Consider the following 20,635-nt stretch of genomic DNA (forward strand, 5'->3'; position numbering starts at 1 on the left):
ATTTTATTTTTTACCTACCACTACTTTAGTGAAGCTATCGGTATTGAGGTATTTACCTGCCAGTTCATTGAGATCTGCCGGCGTGATGGATTTTACGGTTGCTATATATTTTTCATAGTAACGGTAATCCAGACCTGAGAAATACACATTTTTAAACTTATCGGCATGGGAAAAAGCATTTTCAAGGCTGCCCAGCATGGCACCCAGCATGTAATTTCTTACCAGTGCCAGTTCATCTTCGCTAACCAGTTCTGTTTTAAGGATATTGATCTCTTTTTCAATTTCGGCTATCGCGTTGCTGCATACGGCTACCCCTACTTCGGTGGCGATAAAGAAATAACCTGCATCTTTTAAAGAGGCCACGGCAGAACCAATTCCATAAGTATAGCCTTTATCTTCGCGGATATTGGCCATTAACCTGGAACCAAAATAGCCACCAAGCAAGCAATTTAATACCTGGAAACCGGCAAAGTCGGGGTGGCTGCGCGTAATGGCCAGGCTCCCCATTCGGATGGCCGACTGTATGGCTTCAGGTTTTTCGATCAGGATATCCCCTTTGGTGCTATGGGTAAAACTGAATTTGTTGACTGCCGATGCGGCTTTATTGTCCCATTCCTTACCCATAATGCTGTTCAGGGTATCAAATTCGCTTTGTTCAAACTTACCAGCTACAAAGATGGTACAGTTCTGTGGCTTGTAAGCTGCTTTAAAATAGTTTAGCAGCTCTTCTCTTTTTAGGGCATCATAGTCTGCCGGTCCTATATTGGAACCATAAGGGGTATCGCCAAAAAGTGCGTGGGCAAAATGTTTCCTGGCGAGAAAATCGTTCTTTTGAAGGTTTACCTGCAGGGATTGCTTCTGATTCTGGATAAAGATACCCAGCTCCTGTTCCGGAAAAACGCTTTCATTGAGGATAGACCTGACAATGGGCAATACGGAAGCCAGGTGTTTATTGAGGGTATACAGTTTCACACAGGTTTGATCGGCCCCGTATTCTGTCTGTAAAAAAGCACCATAATAATCGACCTTATCGGCTATTTGTTTGGCAGTAAGGTTGGTTGTGCCATTGTTGATCAGGTGGCTTACCCCTATGGCCTGCAAAGGCTTTGAAGCATCCCAGTTTACATTTTCAAATATAAATTCAATACGCACCAGTTCCTGCTTACCTGCATTGATGGTAAAAACCGGTATACCGTTGTCCAGTGTCTGTTTTAAGGGTTCAATAAAATTAATTTCATCAACCTGTTTTGATTCCGGGGCTAGTGTACGGTTAAGCATCTTTGGCAGTTAAATAGTATAAAGTTGAACATTGTGTTTTCACAAAGGTTTTTTTGGCGGCCTGCAGGATACGCTGGGGACTAACTGCCAGATATTTGTCGATCTCTGTATTCAGGCCGGCTGCATCACCGAGCAGCTCATAATAAGCGAGGTTCATGGCCTTATCCAGCAGGTTCATCTCGGCAAATACCATAATGGATTCTGACTTGTTTTTCACTTTAGTGATCTCTTCGTCGGTAACCAGTTCTTCGGTAAGTTTGTCCAGTTCTTTCCAGATGGCATTTTCTGCAGTGTCCATGCTGATTCCTTCAACCAGCTTGCCTTCAATGACAAACAAACCCTCGTCTATGCTGCTGGTAATGTAAGCGTGGATATCGCTGAACAGCTGCTGCTCTTTGAGCAGGCTGTTGTATAACCTGGACGACTGCCCCTGTGAGAGCACGTCTGACATGAGGTCGTATACCTGGTAGTCCCTGTCCTTTCTGGCAGGCATTTTAAAGGCCATATAAATGGCATTTAAAGGTACATCGGCAGTAAGGCTTTCTTTTCTTTCTTCAGTCTGGGCAGGTTCTGCAGGCAGGTTTCTCAGGTATTTTTCTCCTGCCGGGATAGCAGCAAACCACTTTTCGGCCAGAGCTTTTACCGCTTCAGTTTTTACATTTCCACCTACAACCATAATGGCATTCTGGGGATTATAATGTTTTTTGAAAAATGCTTTCACATCTTCCATTTTAGCGTTTTCAATTTGCGCCAGGTCCTGCCCGATGGTTGCCCAGCGGTAAGGGTGTGTGGTATAGGCCAGCGGCCTCAATTTTAACCATACATCGCCATAGGGCTGGTTCAGGTAACGTTGTTTAAACTCCTCACAAACTACATTGCGCTGGGTTTCCAGACTTTTTTCAGAAAAAGCCAGGCTTAGCATACGGTCGCTTTCCAGCCAGAAGGCCGTTTCCAGGTTTACAGCCGGCAGCGTAATGTAATAATTGGTGATGTCGTTGCTGGTGAAGGCATTGTTTTCGCCCCCTACACGCTGTAGGGGTTCATCGTAACTTGGTATATTCACCGAGCCCCCGAACATGAGGTGTTCAAACAAATGCGCAAAGCCTGTTCTGCCGGCTTCTTCGTCCCTGGCGCCTACATCATATAAAATGTTTAACACCGCCATGGGCGTTGTATCATCTTCATGTACCAGTACACGAAGGCCGTTGGCCAGTGTAAAACGGTTAAAATCTACCATAAATTGAAAAATAATTGCGGCAAAGATAGGAATTATGAGGTGGCGAATTGTGATAATAATGTGAAATAAAAAGAAAAGAACTTATGGCAATTTTAGCTAATTTTGTAACATGAATACTGCCGAATTATTACAAAGGGCTTTGCACTTCGACTTTCTAACCAAAGAAGAGGGTGTGTTTTTATATCATCATGCAGCAACAGCTGAACTGGCTTATGTGGCAAATGAATTGAGAAAAAAGCAGGTACCAAGTGGAAAAGTGACCTGGCAGATAGACAGGAATGTCAATACCACAAATGTATGTATTGCCAACTGTAAATTCTGTAATTTCTTCAGGCGCCCGGGCCACGAGGAAAGTTATATTACCGATATTGAAACCTATAAGCAAAAAATAGAAGAGACATTCAGGCTGGGCGGCGACCAGCTGCTGTTACAGGGTGGCCACCATCCTGAGCTGGGCCTGAAATTCTATGCAGACCTGTTTAAACAGCTGAAAGAATTGTATCCCGACCTGAAGCTGCATGCGCTTGGCCCACCCGAAATTGCGCATGTGGCCAAGCTGGAAGGGCTTTCACATACTGAAATTTTAACTGCCCTAAAAGCAGCTGGCATGGATTCTTTGCCCGGGGCCGGTGCAGAAATTTTGAACGACAGGGTGAGAAGGCTGATCTCTAAAGGAAAATGCGGGGGTCAGGAATGGCTGGATGTCATGCGGGCAGCGCACCAGCTGCACATTACCACTTCGGCAACCATGATGTTTGGCCATGTAGAAACCATAGAAGAGCGCTTTGAGCACCTGGTATGGATCAGGGAGGTACAAAGTGAAAAACCGGCTGATGCCAAGGGTTTTCTGGCTTTTATTCCATGGCCTTTCCAGGATGATGGTACCTTGCTGAAACGTTTAAGAGGCATCAGCAATAATGTTTCGGGCGATGAATACATCAGGATGCTGGCTTTAAGCCGCATCATGCTGCCCAACATTAAAAATATACAGGCATCCTGGCTTACAGTGGGCAAAAACGTGGCAGAACTTTGTCTGCATGCCGGGGCAAATGATTTTGGTTCCATTATGATTGAAGAAAATGTGGTATCTGCTGCCGGTGCCCCGCATCGTTTTACAGCAAAAGGCATACAGGATGCGATCAGGGAAGCCGGATTTGAGCCACAGTTAAGAGGGCAGCAGTACAACTACCGTGAACTGCCAGACCACCTGGAAGAGCAGGTGATCAATTACTAGGTTTATAAAAAAAAAGGAAGAGGGCTTTCGCCCTCTTCCCCTCTTAAAATAAACAAACCAATCTTATAATTTAAATCCTGTTCTCAGGAACAGGTTGGCAATGGCTACCACTTCAGTTTTGGTTAAGAATTCATCAAAACTTTCAACTGCAGCTGCTTTGGTTACCCCATTGGCAATACCGGTAATGGTGATGCCTGCCTGTACATCTGTATTTTCACGTACATAAACCGCATCTACAGCCGAAACACCGGTATCATTGGCGATGCCACCCGGGCCTAAGCTGATCCATGGTTTTAAACCCGTTGCACCATTGGCAGCAAGCATCTGTCGGATATGTGAAGCATGACGCGCTTCTACAGAATGGATCTGCAATGCAGTTGTCAGTACTGCATTGCCTTTCAATGCAGGAGCCTGTCCTTTATAGGCCCTTACCCCTGTATCTTCAAATCCCAATGCTACTTTTAAGAAAGTTACATAATCGTCATAAACCAAGGGAAAGGTTCCGCCAGCAGTAAAATCGGTCATGGCATAAGTAATTTCTGCCCGTGCAGCACTACCCAGTGCCCCTTTCAATAAATTAACATGCGCCAACTCATGATCGCGGATGGTAGTGATGGCCGTTTTAGGCGCTCCTGCCGGAATGGCCAGGTTTGGTGCTGCCATCAATGCATGGTTATAAAAGTGATATTCCAGGTATTCCAGTGCCAAAGCAAAGTTCAGCACATCTGTTACCGCAGCAGGTGTAGTTTGGCCATAGGCTTTCTGGAACATGGAGCCCATTGCCAAAGGCAAGGCAGCCAATGAGATTTTTTTACCCATATTGAAAAAATCTTTCATGGCGGCCCTTCTAGGGTTTATACGCTCATAGATCTCTCCGTCAACCTTTTCAATTTCTTCTAATATATTTACGATATTCATGATTTCTGGTTTTAAGGTTAAAGATTGATTACATTAATTTTAGTTTTGATATACTTGCCGGCAATACCCAACACTTTATCTGGTGTTAATGCACCATCCAGTCCACCTGCCGGGTTAGAATTCAGGGCAGTAAGGTCATTTAAGTCTGCAAAGCTCCCGTTGGAAATTAAATCCCTGACATAAGCGGCATGACGGGCCTCTACAGAAACGATCTGTCCGGCTAAAACCAGATAAGTATCAGTTTTAATCCTTACCCCAGCACCGTTATAGGCTGCAACTCCCAGATCTTCAAAAGCTTTTGCTGCACCCAGCACACTTGCACGGTCGGTAAAGTTTATACTTGAAAAATCGACCTCCAGGCTACCTATAGCAGCCGGGCCCAATGCTTTTTTAAAGAATTCCCTATGGGCAATTTCATGAAACTGGATGTCCTGGAAATAAGCTTTTTCTGTAGCGCTAAATGTGGACGGTGGATTGGAGGCCACCTGAACGTAAAATGCAGCTTCCAGTTGTTCCAAAGCATAAGCATAATTCAATACGCCAAAATCATCTTTAAAATCCAGTATAGTACCTGTCATTGGGTTTCCACCACGGTCTTTTTTACAGCCTGCAGCGATTAAAGCAATTCCGGCGGCACCCGCGCCAGCATATTTCAAAAAGGAACGGCGTTGCAGGCTGGCTGTCAGTATACTGCTCTCCTCGAGAACCATATCCAGCTTTTCTTGTTCTAAATTTTTCATAGTAGTTTTTAATTTTAAGGTTTTAGGTCATTTTAATGTAAATGTCTTTACCCCACTTACGAAAGAAAAAAGCGCTTGGTTTTCTTGGCATGCTTTATTTATGAAAAAAATAGGGATATGGCATTTTTTTAATAAATTCACCCATATTAACATTTGGAACCGTGCTGAATACAATTATTGTAGATGATGAAGAATTTGCCCGTTCTTCTCTGTATTTTCTGTTACAGGAAAATTGTGGGGAGGTACATATTTCGGGTATAGCAAAATCTGTAGCTGAAGCCCGGAATTTGCTAACCCAGCATGCTGTAGACCTCATCTTTCTGGATATAGCCCTGCCTGGTGGAAATGGCTTTGAACTCATTCCTTATGCCCAATCTAATAATGCGCATATCATTTTTACTACGGCTTACGACCAGTATGCACTTAAAGCCATCAAAGCCAATGCGCTTGACTATTTGCTGAAGCCCATTGATATTGATGAATTGAAAATTGCGGTTGCTAAAGCGGTAAGGTTTATTGCACTAAATAAAAAAGAGAATAACCGCAATGAAAGCCTTCAGAGCCTGGCGGTTAACCTGGCTGAGCGAAACGAAATCCGAAAAATCAGTCTTCCGAATGGTCAGGGCTATTCGCTGGTGAACATTGATGACATTATCCACATCGCGGCAGACAGCAATTATTCTGTTTTTTATTTTGCCAACAAGGATAAAATTACCGTTTCCAAAGTTTTAAAGGAGTACGAAGAGATCCTGCCCGACCACCAGTTTGTAAGGATCCATAAATCGAGCATTGTTAATCTCAATTACCTGAAAGAATACAATTCAAAGAATGGTCTTGAAGTGATCCTTAAAAACGGGGAAAAAATAGCGGTATCGAGGAGGCGTGCCAGCGAATTTGTGGAAAAGGTTAAATTGTATACCAGTTTTGACCATGATAAATAAACGGCTAAACTTGACAGGAAAGTTTTTAACCCTTGTAATTCTGTTGTTGACAAACAGCTCCCGAACCAATGCTCAGATTACAAATTTACTGCAGGAAAAAATAAACAGTGGCCACAGGAATATTTCTGCAATAGTTAATTTTTCATTAAAAAAAAACTTTTGGGAAACAACTTTGGTTTTGGCGGGCATTTTTTTGCTGGCTGGCGTTATTTACAAGATAGCAGTGGTGGTTACTAAAATTCAGAAAAACAAGGAGCAGGAACAACTACTTTTAAAAAACAAGATATTAATGCTCGAACTACGCTCATTACAGATGATGATGAACCCTCATTTTGTTTTTAATGTAATGAATTCCATTCAGCATTACATCAACACAAAGGATAGCAATTCAGCAAATAAGATACTCACCGGCTTTGCAAAGCTAATCAGGATGAACCTGGAGATCTGTACAAAAAGCTTCATCAGTCTGTACGAGGAGCTCGAATACCTTGAGCTCTATCTTAGTCTGGAGAAAAAAAGACTCGGTGAAAAGTTTAAGTACCACATATACCTGCAAAACACAATTGATAAAGAAGAAACATTAATTCCTTCTATGATCCTTCAACCCTATATAGAAAATGCGATATGGCATGGCTTAATGCCCAAAGAAGATGGTGGCAAACTGGATATACGGATAGCTTTTAAAGGAGAAGATCACCTGGTGATTGAAATCATCGACGATGGCATTGGTATCGACAATTCTATGAAAAGTAAAAAAGGTCATCACATCAGCAAAGGCATGAGCCTTACGCGGGAACGCATTAACCTTTTAAATCAAGTTGAGCCAAATCCAATACGGATTGATGTTAAGCAAAACGGTATTTCGGGCACTTTTGTATCTATTCTCATCCCATTAAAAAAATAATTTACCGTTTACTCAATTATCCATACCACTTACTAAATTTAAATTAATCATTATAAAAACTAACATTAACTTGTTATATGTTTTTGTTACAAACAGAAGTTTGTAATAACGTTCTTATAGGATTGATCAAAGATATTTTTTACCTAACCTAAAACTATATCTCAATTCAGGTTTCATTTGTGTGTTAAAAAATGGTAAAGTTCATAGCTTTACCATTTTTTTTTGCCCCTATTACAGCTGATTGACAAGGTTTTGTATTTTTTTATATTGGAAAGAATTTAAAAATGATCCATATATCGGATCAGCAACCTGGCATAGCTATTAAACCTTGTAAAAGGCAGTGTTTCATACCGGTCGTAAACATCATGATAAGCATCAATGCCTCCAAGTGTATAAAAAAAGAAACAAGGGACTGATTTTTCAAAAAACGGATAATGATCAGAACGATTCATAGGTCCCCTCACCAATACCTGAGGCAATAGCTCATTATCTTTATTCATCTTAACCAATGTATCAAACTCCGGCTTAAATTCTGTTCCATTGACCACCTGAACTCCTTCATCACCAGTTCCAGCCATATCTAAATTCAACAGAAATTTGATCTTACTTAAATCCAGTAGAGGGTTACTCACATAATGCTTAGAACCCAATAAACCAATTTCTTCTCCTGAAAAAGCTAAGAATACAACATTATATTTAGGCGCATTTGCAGCATAATACTTTGCTAAATACATCAACATAGCTGTCCCACTAGCATTGTCATTTGCTCCTGGAAAATATATTTTTTTACCCATCGCACCAATATGATCATAATGAGCAGTAACAACAATCGTAGAATCAGAAGAACTTGTCCCTTTGATAAAGCCGCATACATTTTGGGTCCGGTATTGCGGAATTAATTTAGGGGCAATTTTAACATGAGCAACATTTTTAACTTTTGGATCCAACCATAAAGACCGCGTATTGATACTTGCCTTTTCATTTTGATAAGTTAATGATCTCCATTTCAATTTTTGCTGCGAATTTAAAATAAGTCCTTTATGAAATCCTGCTTTTTTCAATTGATCTGTAACCTCTTTTAGCTGCGGGGCTTTCATATGCTTCAAAGCCAAATCTTCATCGATATATAAAAATTTATTTTCATAATTCGAATTGTTAAGTATGGCTTCAACAGCTTGTTTATCCGATGACTTCAATTCCAAGACTTCTATATCGAATGTTCCCTCTATCGCCGGGGATGCTGCATCTACTAAATAATTTATTGCCGGATGATATTCCTTACCATTGATGCTTACTTTTGGTTCTGCAGGAAATGTATTCGCCGATAAATTGTAATATTGAAAATAATCATCCCCGAGCGGTTGAATTTGATATTTCTTAAATTCTTTTCTTATAAAATTGGCAGCTTTACGATCACCATCAAAAACATATCCCCTTCCATGATATGGCTTAGACGTTAATTCCCTGACAACATAACGGGCGTACTCCTCTTGTGCTTGTGCTTGTAAAAAGCAGAAAAATATAACGCAATAAACTACAATTCTAATTTTCATCTGATTTAATAATTGGTAATATAATTTGTGAAGGATATTCTTTGCTAAAATAAATTCGATGCTCCTGTTTCAAGAAATCATTATCATTAGCCTCATTAATATTTAAAAATTGTTGTGGATTGCGATCAACGAGTGGAAACCAGGTACTTTGAATCTGTACCATTATCTTATGGCCTTTTTTAAACACATGAGCTGCATCCTGCATATCAAAACGCAACTTTGTAACTGTATTTGGTTTTAGGGCTTTAGGTTTAGAAAAGCTATCCCTAAATTTTGCCCGCATTACTTCCCCTCGAACTAAAAGCTGATAGTCTGCCATCGCAGACTTACTGTTATAAGGGTGTAAGTCGATTAACTTAACGATAAAATCTGCATCTGTACCTGTTGTCGATATATAAAGTTCAGCTTGTAAATTGCCGCCAATTTTAACATCTTGTGTTAAAACGTCAGACTCATAGACTAATACATCCGGTCTTTTTGCTGCAAAATATTGGTCCTCAAACATATATTTATATCCTCTAAAAACAGTTTTTTCATTGGTATAGGGAACCGGTTTATTAGGATCACTTATATAAGCATCAAATGTAATTTGGCTACTATCCGGGCGATCAAATGACAGCTTGTTTCCCTGGTTGAGGTATAGGGATTGCGGCTTTACAGCTGCAGAGGGCCATTGCTGAAAAGAGGCCCACTGATTACTTCCCGTAAAAAATATCTTAGCTGCTGGTAGATTATCCGTTTGAGTACCTTTTAAATACTTTTTGAAAAACGGCAATTCCATATCTTCCCGAAACTGTTTCGCGGTGGCTTGACTAAAATTAACGTCGTTCAAGGAGTCTCCTAAGCCACGGGTCCAGGAACCATGAAACCAGGGGCCCATGACAAGATGTGTTGAACCAGAAGATTTCAACCTGGCTAAATGTGCGTAAGTTTTCAAAGGACCATAAAGGTCTTCCTGATCAAACCATCCGCCAACAACCAATACTGCTGGTGCAATTTTTTTTATATGCTTCAGGTAATTCCTTGCTTCCCAATAATCGTTATAATCAGGATTGTCCATCATCTCATTCCATAATACACTTTTATTGTGAAGATATTTCGTATTAAAATTCTTTAAAGCACCGGTTTTTAAGTAAAAATTATAAGAATCCATATGACCATAATCACTAAAGCCACCCGGATGCCTGGTGGATATGGAGTCTCTTAATTTACCAAAGGAAGACAGGAATGAAAAACTACCCATCAGCATCAAAGCACCATTATGATGCCTGTCATCACCTAAAAACCAATCTGTTACGGGTGCTTGTGGAGATACAGCCTTTAAATTTGGATGACTGTTTATTAAGGCTAGAGAGGCATACATCCCTGGTGATGATATCCCCCAAATTCCAACCTTCTTATTTGATTTAATATTTTTTATCAGCCAGTCAATTGTATCATAAGTATCCGTAGACTCATCTGCCACTTTTTTCTTTTTAGAAGTATTTACAGGTCTGTTGGCAATAAAATCGCCTTCAGATTTATACTTCCCCCTTACATCCTGGTAAACAAATATAAAACCATCTCGTGCAAAGTCCATATTAGGACCAATTGGCACCTTCATATTTTGCACACCGTATGGCGCCAAACTATATGGTGTACGCATAAGCATTATCGGATAGGAATTTTCCTGATCTTTCGGCGCATAGATGGTCGTAAACAATTTCTTCCCATCACGCATCTTAATATACGTTTCTTCTTTTCTATAATTATTTTTAATGAATAAAGAATCTTCTTTGGATTGGGCTGAAAGCCCGATCCAAAAGAAGAGCAAACAAAATATGATTCGAATTGACAACATCATTAAAGAAATCTATTTACTAGAATCATTCACTATGATTTGTTTCTTGCTACGTTTACCCTTTTCTTTAATATCCAATTTATCAAAGGTGTATCCATTAACGTGATCCAAAACCACCGAAGGGCGATAATCAGCATTCAAGGCAATTAACTTTACATTCTCGAAAGAAATATTCTTAGCATATTTAATGAAGAAACCCCATGCCGGAAGTTCTTTAAACTGCGAAAATTCAGGATAAGCATCCTTCATTTCAGGGATACCAGCCAAATCCTCTTTTGTAGTTCCTCTGAAAGCATAATTTGGATTTCCTCCACCTGGATATACGATTTCAACATTCTTCAATTTAATATTTTCAATAATCATATTTTTTAAACCCACTATACTCGAAGGAGAGATATTTCTGGGGTTATCTTCAATGGGGCCCTCATAAATATAACCACTATCAGGTTTATCTGCCGTAATTTGAGCATACAAATTTTGAATGGTTACATTTTTCATTCCTCCTATCCGCTGGTTATTCCACCTGGAGCCCATACGCAAGTAAATAGGATTTCCAGTATTATAAGCATACAAGCTATCTATTAAAATATCTTCGGCAACTCCTCCATCAGGACAAGCAATTGTAATTGCTGATCTAAACGTATTGTAAACCTTATTATTGATAATTTTCACATTTTTGTAACCACCCGCTGATACCGTTCCGAATTTGATCCCATTGGCACTTGAGCGGGCAACACAATTACGGATCTCTATATTTTCACATCGCTTTGTTCTATCATGTGATTTTAAACAGATGGCATCGTCCGCTGCATCGATAAAAGAATTTAACAATTTAAAGTCCTTACAATCCACAATATCAATACCGTCATTGTTCCAGAATTCGTTGCTTTTAACGGTAATGTTATTAATTAATACTTGTTGACATTGATCATATACCTGCACCCAGTCGGCTGCATTCCAAATGTTAATCCCATCAATATTTACCTGATTACATTCTCTAAAATAAATGGCTTTAGGACGACGATTGGTCGGACGGTCATTTTTAATGTCATCTACAATAAGTCCTTTATGAATTTGGTCAAGCAGGTCATAAGCTACCACCCGCCCCTGTCCTTCAATAACACCCTTACCTTTAATACCAATGTTATTTACCCCTTTAGCATATATTAAAGCCGGGTTGGGTACATCAATATTGTAGTCGTAAATATTTGTGGAACCCACGATAATCGCTCCTTCTTCTAAAAGGATAGTTACATTCGATTTGAGCTGAATGGTACCGGTCAGGTATCTGCCAACATAGAACCGCAGTGTTCCGCCCCCTTTTTCACTAATATAGTTTACTGCTTTTTGAATAGAGTTTGTATTCATCGTAGAGCCATTGGATTTTATTCCAAACAACGATGCGTTATAGATATTTTCAGAAAAAGCAGGAATTGAAAATAACAGGATTATAACGGTTAATATATGACGTATATTTTTCATTTTTTTTTATAAAGCAGGTTTTCCATTGGGTAAAATACATTTCTCTACTGACGAGAATTGATTGCTGTTATCCGATTCAATCCCCTTTCCGGAGGTCTCGATGAACAAGTTTTTTAACTTGATGGATTTTGAATTTATGAGTACAATTCCTTTACTGTCTTTTGCCACTTTACTGTTGATAATCTGACCTGAAAGCTCTAAATCATTAGTACCTACATACTTTTGCACAACCGCGGGCGAGTTGCTAAAGAAAATTCCGTCGACCTTTACCTGAGTACAATTTGTAAATGACAGCAATGACGGCATATACACCTCCTTGTTATCCGGTAAATATCCTTTTAAAATTAAGTCATTTAACTGGGTTAGATAAGGCTCTACCTGTCCCTGGATCACTCCCTTACCGATGATGCTGACATTTTCTGCTTTTTCAGCATTAATTAAAGCATATCCTGAACTATTTTTTAAATAATCATAGAAATTTGGACTGGCCAGCAATACTGCTCCCTCATGAAGTTCAATAGTAACATTCGATTTTAACTGTATTCCTCCGGTTAAATAACGTCCCACATAAAAATTTAACTTGCCTCCTCCCTTTTCTGCTATAAAGTTGATCGCATATTGAATGGACGATGTATTGTTGGTGACACCATCTGATACACATCCAAATAAAGATGCATTATATTCCAGTGCCTTTAATGGGCTCAGGAAGCAGAGGTGTATGAATAAAATGATGATAAGATTTTTCATGGTTATTGAATCTTGGTATTTTTAGAATTATAAAGGAAAATCTGTTTTTTATGCTCCGCTTTTGGCTCAACAACTTTAACATTAATGAATTTTGAATCCTCCACATCGTCTGTCACAATTGCAGGGCGATAATCGGTCTTTTTAGCTTTAAATACGACATTGTTAAAGTTGATATTCTTTGCATGTCTTAAATAAAAACCCCAGGCCGGGAGCTCTTTAAATTGCGAAAATTCAGGATAGGCAAGCGGCATTTCCGGAATGCTGTCCAACTCCTTCGAAGTTAGCCCTCGTTTTGCATAAAATGGATCTCCAGCTCCTGGATAAATAATCTCCACATTTTCAATGGTCACGTTCTCAATCTTATAGTTAGGTAAACCGACTATACTGGCTGGCGAAATATTTCGGGGAAGATCTTCTATAGGACCTTCGTAGTTATATCCGGCATCAGCTTTATTTAAGGGAACTTCGGCATATACATTTTTGATCACTACATTTTTCATATAAGGTTTTTTCCCTTTAGTCCAGCGATCGCCAATCCGTAAAAAAATTACATTTCCGGTATTGATTGATTTTACACCATCAACTACTATATTTTCAACAAATCCACCATCTACCGCAGCAAAAGTTATGGCAGATCTATACGTATCAAATATGGTCAGGTTCTTAACCGTTACATTCCTGAAACCTCCTCTTGAAGCTGTTCCAAATTTTAATCCGTTTGCACTCGATCTGGCCGTACAATTTTCAACCAATATATTTTCACACAGCGCATTTACATCATGTGATTTCAGACAAATCGCATCATCTGCAACGTCAAAATAGGAATTACGAACGATGACATCTTTACAGTCGACAATATCGACACCGTCATTATTCCAATAAGATTTACTGTCTACAGTAATGTTGTCTACCAATAGGTTTTGACATTGATCATAGGTTTGGTTCCAGCTTGCCGGATCTTTTAACGTAATGTCTTTAATGACAATATTTTTGCATTCCCTAAAATAAATATTCTGCGGACGGTTCCCTTCCTGAATGCGATCATACTTTAGCGCATCTTTAAAAATACCACGATGCACATTACTAAGTGCATTTATTGCTGTCGTAAATCCCCGTCCATTAATCATTCCCGGACCTGTAATACCAATATTTTCCTGTTTAATGGAAAAAATCAGCGACTGCCAGTTTACCGCCGGATCTTTGATATAATCAAATGGATTATTGGAGCCCAATATGCTTGCTCCACTTTCTAAGTGTAAGGTCACATTAGATTTGAGATAAATCGTTCCTGAGACATAGCTCCCTGCCGAAAAAACCAATCTGCCTCCGCCATGTGTAGAAATATAATCAATAGCAGCTTGAATTGATCTGCTATTTAGCGTCTTTCCGTCAGACTGGATACCAAAATCATGTGCGGGATAATCCTTAGCCATTAGATTAAGGCTAAGTAAGACACCTATGATTAACAATATATTTTTCATTTCAAATAATTTTAATTTTGTTGATAAATTTCGATAGGTCCTACAATTCCCATCGATTGTATTTCCTGCTCTCTCCCTTTCCTGTTTACCCAATATTGAGCGATTTCATTGTCTGTTAAAGTTTTCATATAATTGCCCATTGTTGTCACCAAATGAATTTCAATGTCGTTTGTACCCGTTTGGACATATTTAGAGATATCAAAAAATCTCTTCCCGTACCATTTTATACCGACTTGTACCTTGTTGATATACAATTGTGTAATTCCATAAACTTTACCTAAATTAATAACTAAGTTTTTGGTATCCGTCAGCGTAATCTTTTTACGATAAATTGCGGTACCAGTGAAATTCACCAGCTCTTTATCATCCTTCATATCAATAACTTGTGGTAAATTAACATGCTTTACACTACCATCTAAGCTATTCCTCAATTCCAAATCCCAAACTTTGTCCAGATTTAGAGTAGACTTACCCGAACTGAGCAAGGGCTTCCACTTCTCCCCATTTTTGATGTGATCAAAAATAATTAACAGAGATTCAGTGGGTCCAAAGTTATATTCAAAAGTGGTATCATTGGTTAATGTCAATCTGAATCGCTCACCGGAATCAAGATCCCATACCCAGGCGTATTTTCCTTTGATCTTTTTGCGATCAAAAACAATCCTGGCCTGATAAGCATCATATCGATGTGCATTTTGAAAGAAAAACATTTCAGTTCCATCATCCCGCACAGAACGGATCTGCATAAAATATCTATTGGGTGTAGAAATATTTAAATAGGAAGGAAGCTGATGAGTTGCAATTAACGGCGTATACCACTCTAAAAATTTATTGTCTGCGGGCTTGTCCAGAAAAATAAATCGATCTGAAAACTGTTGTTTCAACCGGGCTACAGCGTCCTTGATGGTTGCATCTTTTTGTTCCCAATTCAGAAACCCAAGTCCTTTTGCCGGGTATTTCTCTATACAGATCACTTTGCCACCTGTCTTTACAAATTGTTCAATTTTTTGCATTGCCAATTCACTCAAACTTTCTACACCTGGAAGAAATAGCACCCCGAAAGATTTTTTACCATAAACAATTTTCCCTTTTATGATCTCACTTTGCGTCAATATCATATCTGTGATATAGTCTGCAGCACCACCATTTTTATTAATTGCCTCCCATAATAAAGAGGTATAAGGAACATTTAACTTTTCAGGGAATGGATCTGTCTGTACACCGTTATTGGCCCATAAATCATAATTAGCTGGTAAAATAGCGATATCAGTATAGTAGTCGCCATGTTGCAACTGTGATGACAATCTGGCCTTATAATCATTTAAGTACTTAAAATATGGCCACCAGTTATTCTTTTCACTATAATAAGAGCCATATTGGACCCATCCTGGAAATGCAACCTCTTTAGGCGAATAATTAAAACCGTGCCAGACAGAATGTGTAATACCAGACATGATGCTTTGGTCTGATCCCAGTTTTAATAATTCCAGTGTTGCATTAAAAACCAAATAGGTATTGGTCATTTCTTCACAGCTAACAATGCGTTTCCCGGTTAAATGGGCTGCAGAAGAAACGTATTTATTGATCATCGTATAACCCCTGCCCCTCCGGTAATCCTCGTCCGACATCTCTTCACCAAGTTTATGTCTGAGGTAATTCGTAGTCCAGGACTCCCCTTCAGGGATATCATAGCCTAAACTTGTTTCGAGTGGAAAAAATCCACGCCCATAGGCCTGAGCTCTTGATTTGACCTTCAGCTCTTTACACCATTTCAGGTATACTTCTGTAAATCTTTCCCTTAGTAATAATGCTTTCGTATATTCAAAGTCGAACCTTACTTTTTTCAATATCACATTTAGGTCCTGAGATTTTTCTGCGCCATAATCCTCATCGACTACTGCTCCTAAACGACCCACTTTAAATAGGATAAAAGGCAAATAAGGCATGAGATCATACCCGCATCGTTTTTTGAATTCTGCAGGAAAATCTTCACACCAATTGCAACCTTCCAACTCCATACTATCCGTAAATAGTGCCCTTAAATAATTAGACAGCGGACCTATCCGATCTTGCATGGTGGAAGACATTCTATTTAAATAACTTTCAACAGCTTGTTTATTTAAGTGATTTAAAATGGAGCCAGAAGCTCCTGGTGCACCATTGATCACCTTGGCGAATGACTTAAATTTTACTAATGCATAGATGCAATGCTTTCCTTCGGGTACATCAATTTTTATGATATCATTATTAATTTGATTCGAAAAATCAATTGTTGTTGCAATTGCTGCTATTGGATCTTGAGATAGCTTTAAGTCCATTAATATTGGTGATCGCAATGGATTTTTATCAGTAACCTGAGGGTCAATGGCATTATATATGCTGTACTTTGTTGTTTCGTAAATCATCGGTCCCTCAACCTTTTCAGCAAAAACCAGTACTACTTCTGCCCGTTCTTCCTCTTTTAAATCTTCAGAGCCAAACGGCCAACCCGAACCAACTATCAAATCACAGGTCATGTCTTTGGATCTGGCTTCATTACAAGTGTCCTTAACCAGATCAATCCATTCGTCACTCAACCAACGTAGTGATTTGATGCCCATATCATCCGCTTTGTTAGGAAAAGATATGGGATTAATCTCCACCCCCCCTATTCCAGCATCTTTTAATAAAGTTAATTGTCTGAACAACTCCTTCTTTTGTATTTTGTTCCCATTCCACCACCACCGTACAAAGGGCCTGTAATTAGCGGGGGGATTTTTAAAGAGGCTATATAAATCCTGATCGGATTTTGAGAACGCTAAAGACTCAAATTGATTAAAAAAAACTAAGGATGAGGTGGCGATTGATGTATTTTGGATAAAAGTCCTTCTGTTCATAAATAATATAGGTTTTTTAGGTAAGGTTTAGCAGCTTAATAAGGTATTTTTTTATCCACAAATTTTGCTCCCACTGTTTTAAATAATCAGTATCGGTATGGCCCGTCGTAATTAAATACGGTGGAGGACCAAATTCTGTACTGATGGTAATATTTTTTACTCCGTTTATCTTTTTTAAATCCACCCACTGTTGCCAGATCTCCAGATGTATATCGACAATATCTTTATACAAAGGATTGGTTACATCAGGTATTTGTGCACCTTGTGTATAGCCCACACGGGAGTGGATATGTTCAACATGTGGTAGAATATTTAATAGTTTGTCACGTTGATCTTCGAGATAACTCTCGGAAACACAAAACCAATGTGAAATGTCCAATGTAAACCTGAGGTCGGGATATTTTTTTAATACCTCAGGAATTTTATGTAAACCATAAGCCCATTTATTTCGATGTGTTTCCTGATAAATTTTTATTCCTGTCTCTGATTGCACTTTATCACATATGCTCAGGCATCTGTATACCTCATCTAATGAAAAATACTCCCGACCTGTTTGTGCACTGATAAATAAAGGTGGTAAGCTTTGCTGTCCCAATAAAGCCAATTCACTCAATTGCTTTTCCAAGCGTTGAAAATAATCAGCTTCAGACTCGGGCTCATCCTTTACAGTCATGACAATTGCATACTTTAAACCAGCATCCTTTAGCTGTGCTATGACTGTTTCATAATTGGCATCCCCTTCCCCATAAGGGTACCATTCAATTCCATAATATCCCTGTTCTTTAACTTCGGCTAAAAATTCATTCCAGTCAACATGTTCAGCACCCCAACGTGGATACAAAAAGTTAACATTTACCATGCTTTATGATAAATTAGGGGATTTTGTTCTTCATTATTAAGTAAGTCCCCTATTGCTAAAGTATCCAGATAGGCTTTAGGCAAAATATTCGCCTGCCCATTAAAAACGTTTCCATCAGGCATATAAGCACAGGTCATTGCCCTCCTAAAGCCATTGGTCATATTTGGTCCGGCACCGTGTATGGTCAACCCATTATGGAACGAACAACTACCTGCTTTTAAAGGAGCTGCTACAGAATTTATTTGTGCCAATTCAGGATAAAATTCGAATATACCATTCATGTTTTTCCCAATTCCCACATTTTCAAATTTAGTATGCTTAAATGATCCGGGGATAAAGTATAAGCAGCCATTTTCTAAAGTGGAATCATCAAGTGCTACCCATATCGACAGCGCCTGTCTATCTGAAAAAGACCAGAACGGTGTATCTAAATGCCAGGCAGTCGGATTGGCAAAAGGGCGTTTAAACAAAGCCTGATCATGCCATATACGAACACCATCTGCATTTGACAACGCACTGACCATTTCACCGATACGCCTGTCTAGCATTAATTCCTTTACCCCTTTATCGGTTTGCCAAAGATTCAGCAATTGATCAAATACTTTTCCAAAATAATCAGCATCCTTATTGATCCCATCATCTTCACCAACTTTTGCTTCTTTGCCAGGCATTTTTTGACCTGCTCTGTTTTCAACTGCACTAAAAACTGTCTTGCGCCAATGTTCCAATTCTTCTTCATCAAGAAAATTTTCGACAATTAAATAACCATTTTCTTTGTAGAAGCTAACTTGCGTGCTTGATAATTTATAATTCATAGTAAAATTCTGTAAAAATGAATAAACTTTTCTGTGTTGCCAGCATCGATGGCTACAGCAGAAAATGTTTCAATTGAAAAATTAAGCAGCAAACTATTAAGTTCACTGCTTAATTGGCTTAAATACTAATTTTGAACCGACTTGCCGTATAACATTTCATCAAGTGGTATTTGTAAGGTCATCTTAGCCACGGGATAAGTGCTTTTGTCAACATGATTAGTTGAACTTGTCCTGTCAACAGGGATATTCCAACGTTTATTATTATAAAATTCGCGTCCACCCTCTCCCCATAGTTCGATCCGGGTTTGTAACTGAACCATTTGTAAAGCAGTCATCCCAGCCATAGACGGATAAGTATCACAAGTTAAAGCTGTCTGTCCTTGTTTTGTCCTGGCGGCCAGTAATGTATTTAATGTTGCTTTTGCAGCACTTGGATCTGTTGATGCCTGTGCCTGCGCTTCTGCTTTCATTAACAACACTTCAGAGACCCGCATATAATAACAGGTCATTGCTGTATTCACCAGTTTTTTATCAGTACCTCCACCTATACCGTGCGTTGCCGCAAATTTAAGGTTAATATAAGAAGGGATATTTCTAACGGCTCCACTGGTTGGATAAGCATAATTTCCCCAGGCACCTTCTACAAAGACATTTTTCCTGAAGTCGTTAGCACTTATCTTCTCATAAAACCTATTGTCAATTCGCTGGTAGCCTTCACCCAGACCCCCATTTCCTTCTCCAAATGGATTCATCCAGCCCACATGAACATTTACAGCTTGTCCAAGAGGGAAGCCAAATATAACTTCAGGATTGACGTTAATATTTAGAAAACCATTTTGGTCAGGTCTGATTTCGGGAGCTACCTGTGTGCCAATATTTTTCCCTCCATATACGGATTCTGTCATCAGCGTTGGATATTTGCTGAGCACTTCATTGGCTTTAGCAATCGCTGTTGGCCAATCACCTGTATGCAATGCTACTTTAGTTTGCAAAAAGCCAACTACTGCTAAATCGAAATCTGTAAGTACCCCGGTAGTATAGGTTATTCCTGCACTGGTAAACAATTGAAAAGCTCTGTTCAGGTCATTTTTGATAAAGGCATAAGTTTCCTCAGCAGTAGCCCTGGGTTTACTTTCCTGTATTGGCGAATAAAAATCATATAGCGGAACACCCAATTTATTCTTTCCACCCTGCAAATAAGCATCCTGATAATTTTCCATTAAAAAATTATAAGCATAGGCTCTTAAGGTTAAAGCTCTGGCTTTGTACTCCTGTAACTTCACATTGCTACCAACCGTATTGTCATCTAAATAGTTAAGCAATGTATTAGCGGCTGTGATGAGGTTCCATGAATAACCCCAGTAAGGTGAGTTTTTATCAACTCCCGATGAAATAAAATCTAAGAACCTATATTCATCACCTCCGAAAATTGTTAATGGTCTATTGCCAAATACAATGTCATTGCTTTCCAGATTTCTCATCGCCATCAATCCCTGGACATTATTATATCGCTCATCTGATCCAAAACCACCTGTAGTTCCAGAATTTATTAGTAAAGGCATGTTATTAGCCAGACTTCCCAGAATCAACTGAATTGTAGCTGGATCACCTTTAGCCAATAGTGCCTGGATTTGTTCATCTGTTATGTTATTTGGAGGCGCAACATCCAATTTTTTGCTACATGAGCACATCATTGCGCAAACTGTTAATACTACGAATATCTTTTTCAT

16 protein-coding genes are annotated in these 20,635 nt (G+C 39.1%); 3 read left to right on the forward strand and 13 right to left on the reverse strand.

Translation table 11 applies throughout. The features are described 5' to 3' along the window. Nucleotides 1-3: 3 nt before the first annotated feature. Together HDC92_RS01650 and HDC92_RS01655 are read right to left on the reverse strand one after the other, a co-directional pair. On the reverse strand, nucleotides 4-1,278 hold the full coding sequence (locus HDC92_RS01650; protein WP_183871898.1) for a M16 family metallopeptidase: 1,275 nt from the start codon (nucleotides 1,276-1,278) through the stop codon (nucleotides 4-6). Then, nucleotides 1,271-2,515, reverse strand: coding sequence for a M16 family metallopeptidase (locus tag HDC92_RS01655; protein WP_183871900.1), 1,245 nt, complete (start codon nucleotides 2,513-2,515; stop codon nucleotides 1,271-1,273). The genes HDC92_RS01650 and HDC92_RS01655 overlap by 8 nt, the downstream gene beginning before the upstream one ends. Before the next feature lie 109 nt (nucleotides 2,516-2,624). On the opposite strand from HDC92_RS01655, the gene mqnC reads away from it, so the two are divergent. After that, nucleotides 2,625-3,749: a cyclic dehypoxanthinyl futalosine synthase gene (gene mqnC / locus HDC92_RS01660; RefSeq protein WP_183871902.1), complete on the forward strand. Its 1,125-nt coding sequence runs from the start codon at nucleotides 2,625-2,627 to the stop codon at nucleotides 3,747-3,749. Between the two features lie 63 nt (nucleotides 3,750-3,812). Here the strand turns inward: mqnC and HDC92_RS01665 are convergent, their stop codons facing one another. Next, nucleotides 3,813-4,667 carry a ferritin-like domain-containing protein gene (locus tag HDC92_RS01665; RefSeq protein WP_183871904.1) on the reverse strand — a complete coding sequence of 285 codons (855 nt, stop codon included), beginning with the start codon at nucleotides 4,665-4,667 and terminating at the stop codon, nucleotides 3,813-3,815. 17 nt (nucleotides 4,668-4,684) lie between these two features. Beyond that, the gene (locus tag HDC92_RS01670) at nucleotides 4,685-5,407 is read right to left on the reverse strand and encodes a ferritin-like domain-containing protein (RefSeq protein ID WP_015807414.1); all 723 of its coding nucleotides are present in this window, start codon (nucleotides 5,405-5,407) and stop codon (nucleotides 4,685-4,687) included. A gap of 161 nt (nucleotides 5,408-5,568) precedes the next feature. Between HDC92_RS01670 and HDC92_RS01675 the strand changes: the two genes are divergently transcribed. Continuing rightward, nucleotides 5,569-6,348, forward strand: a complete 780-nt coding sequence (locus HDC92_RS01675) for a LytR/AlgR family response regulator transcription factor (RefSeq protein ID WP_183871906.1) — start codon at nucleotides 5,569-5,571, stop codon at nucleotides 6,346-6,348. A gap of 289 nt (nucleotides 6,349-6,637) precedes the next feature. Then, nucleotides 6,638-7,252 carry a histidine kinase gene (locus HDC92_RS01680; protein WP_255484338.1) on the forward strand — a complete coding sequence of 205 codons (615 nt, stop codon included), beginning with the start codon at nucleotides 6,638-6,640 and terminating at the stop codon, nucleotides 7,250-7,252. Nucleotides 7,253-7,530: 278 nt separating this feature from the next. Here HDC92_RS01680 and HDC92_RS01685 read toward each other — a convergent pair whose 3' ends face one another. From HDC92_RS01685 to HDC92_RS01725, 9 genes are all read right to left on the reverse strand, one after another. After that, on the reverse strand, nucleotides 7,531-8,805 hold the full coding sequence (locus HDC92_RS01685; protein WP_183871910.1) for a M28 family metallopeptidase: 1,275 nt from the start codon (nucleotides 8,803-8,805) through the stop codon (nucleotides 7,531-7,533). Continuing rightward, a complete protein-coding gene (locus HDC92_RS01690; protein ID WP_183871912.1) occupies nucleotides 8,795-10,648 on the reverse strand; it encodes a CocE/NonD family hydrolase in 1,854 nt (617 codons plus the stop codon). Before HDC92_RS01690 ends, HDC92_RS01685 begins: the two co-directional genes overlap by 11 nt. 9 nt (nucleotides 10,649-10,657) lie before the next feature. Beyond that, entirely contained in the window at nucleotides 10,658-12,127 is a 1,470-nt protein-coding gene (locus HDC92_RS01695; protein ID WP_015807409.1) for a glycoside hydrolase family 28 protein, read from the reverse strand. Nucleotides 12,128-12,133: 6 nt separating this feature from the next. Then, complete coding sequence (locus HDC92_RS01700) at nucleotides 12,134-12,874, reverse strand: glycosyl hydrolase family 28 protein (protein ID WP_183871914.1); 741 nt, start codon at nucleotides 12,872-12,874, stop codon at nucleotides 12,134-12,136. Nucleotides 12,875-12,876: 2 nt separating this feature from the next. Then, nucleotides 12,877-14,355: a glycoside hydrolase family 28 protein gene (locus HDC92_RS01705; RefSeq protein ID WP_183871916.1), complete on the reverse strand. Its 1,479-nt coding sequence runs from the start codon at nucleotides 14,353-14,355 to the stop codon at nucleotides 12,877-12,879. An 11-nt stretch (nucleotides 14,356-14,366) separates the two neighbouring features. Then, entirely contained in the window at nucleotides 14,367-17,231 is a 2,865-nt protein-coding gene (locus HDC92_RS01710) for a glycosyl hydrolase (RefSeq protein WP_183871917.1), read from the reverse strand. 16 nt (nucleotides 17,232-17,247) lie between these two features. Then, the gene (locus HDC92_RS01715; RefSeq protein WP_183871919.1) at nucleotides 17,248-18,090 is read right to left on the reverse strand and encodes a sugar phosphate isomerase/epimerase family protein; all 843 of its coding nucleotides are present in this window, start codon (nucleotides 18,088-18,090) and stop codon (nucleotides 17,248-17,250) included. Continuing rightward, on the reverse strand, nucleotides 18,084-18,905 hold the full coding sequence (locus HDC92_RS01720) for a phytanoyl-CoA dioxygenase family protein (RefSeq protein WP_183871921.1): 822 nt from the start codon (nucleotides 18,903-18,905) through the stop codon (nucleotides 18,084-18,086). The genes HDC92_RS01715 and HDC92_RS01720 overlap by 7 nt, the downstream gene beginning before the upstream one ends. Before the next feature lie 125 nt (nucleotides 18,906-19,030). Beyond that, nucleotides 19,031-20,635 carry a RagB/SusD family nutrient uptake outer membrane protein gene (locus HDC92_RS01725; RefSeq protein WP_255484340.1) on the reverse strand — a complete coding sequence of 535 codons (1,605 nt, stop codon included), beginning with the start codon at nucleotides 20,633-20,635 and terminating at the stop codon, nucleotides 19,031-19,033.

Source organism: Pedobacter sp. AK017, assembly GCF_014200825.1.
Lineage (GTDB): Bacteria > Bacteroidota > Bacteroidia > Sphingobacteriales > Sphingobacteriaceae > Pedobacter > Pedobacter heparinus.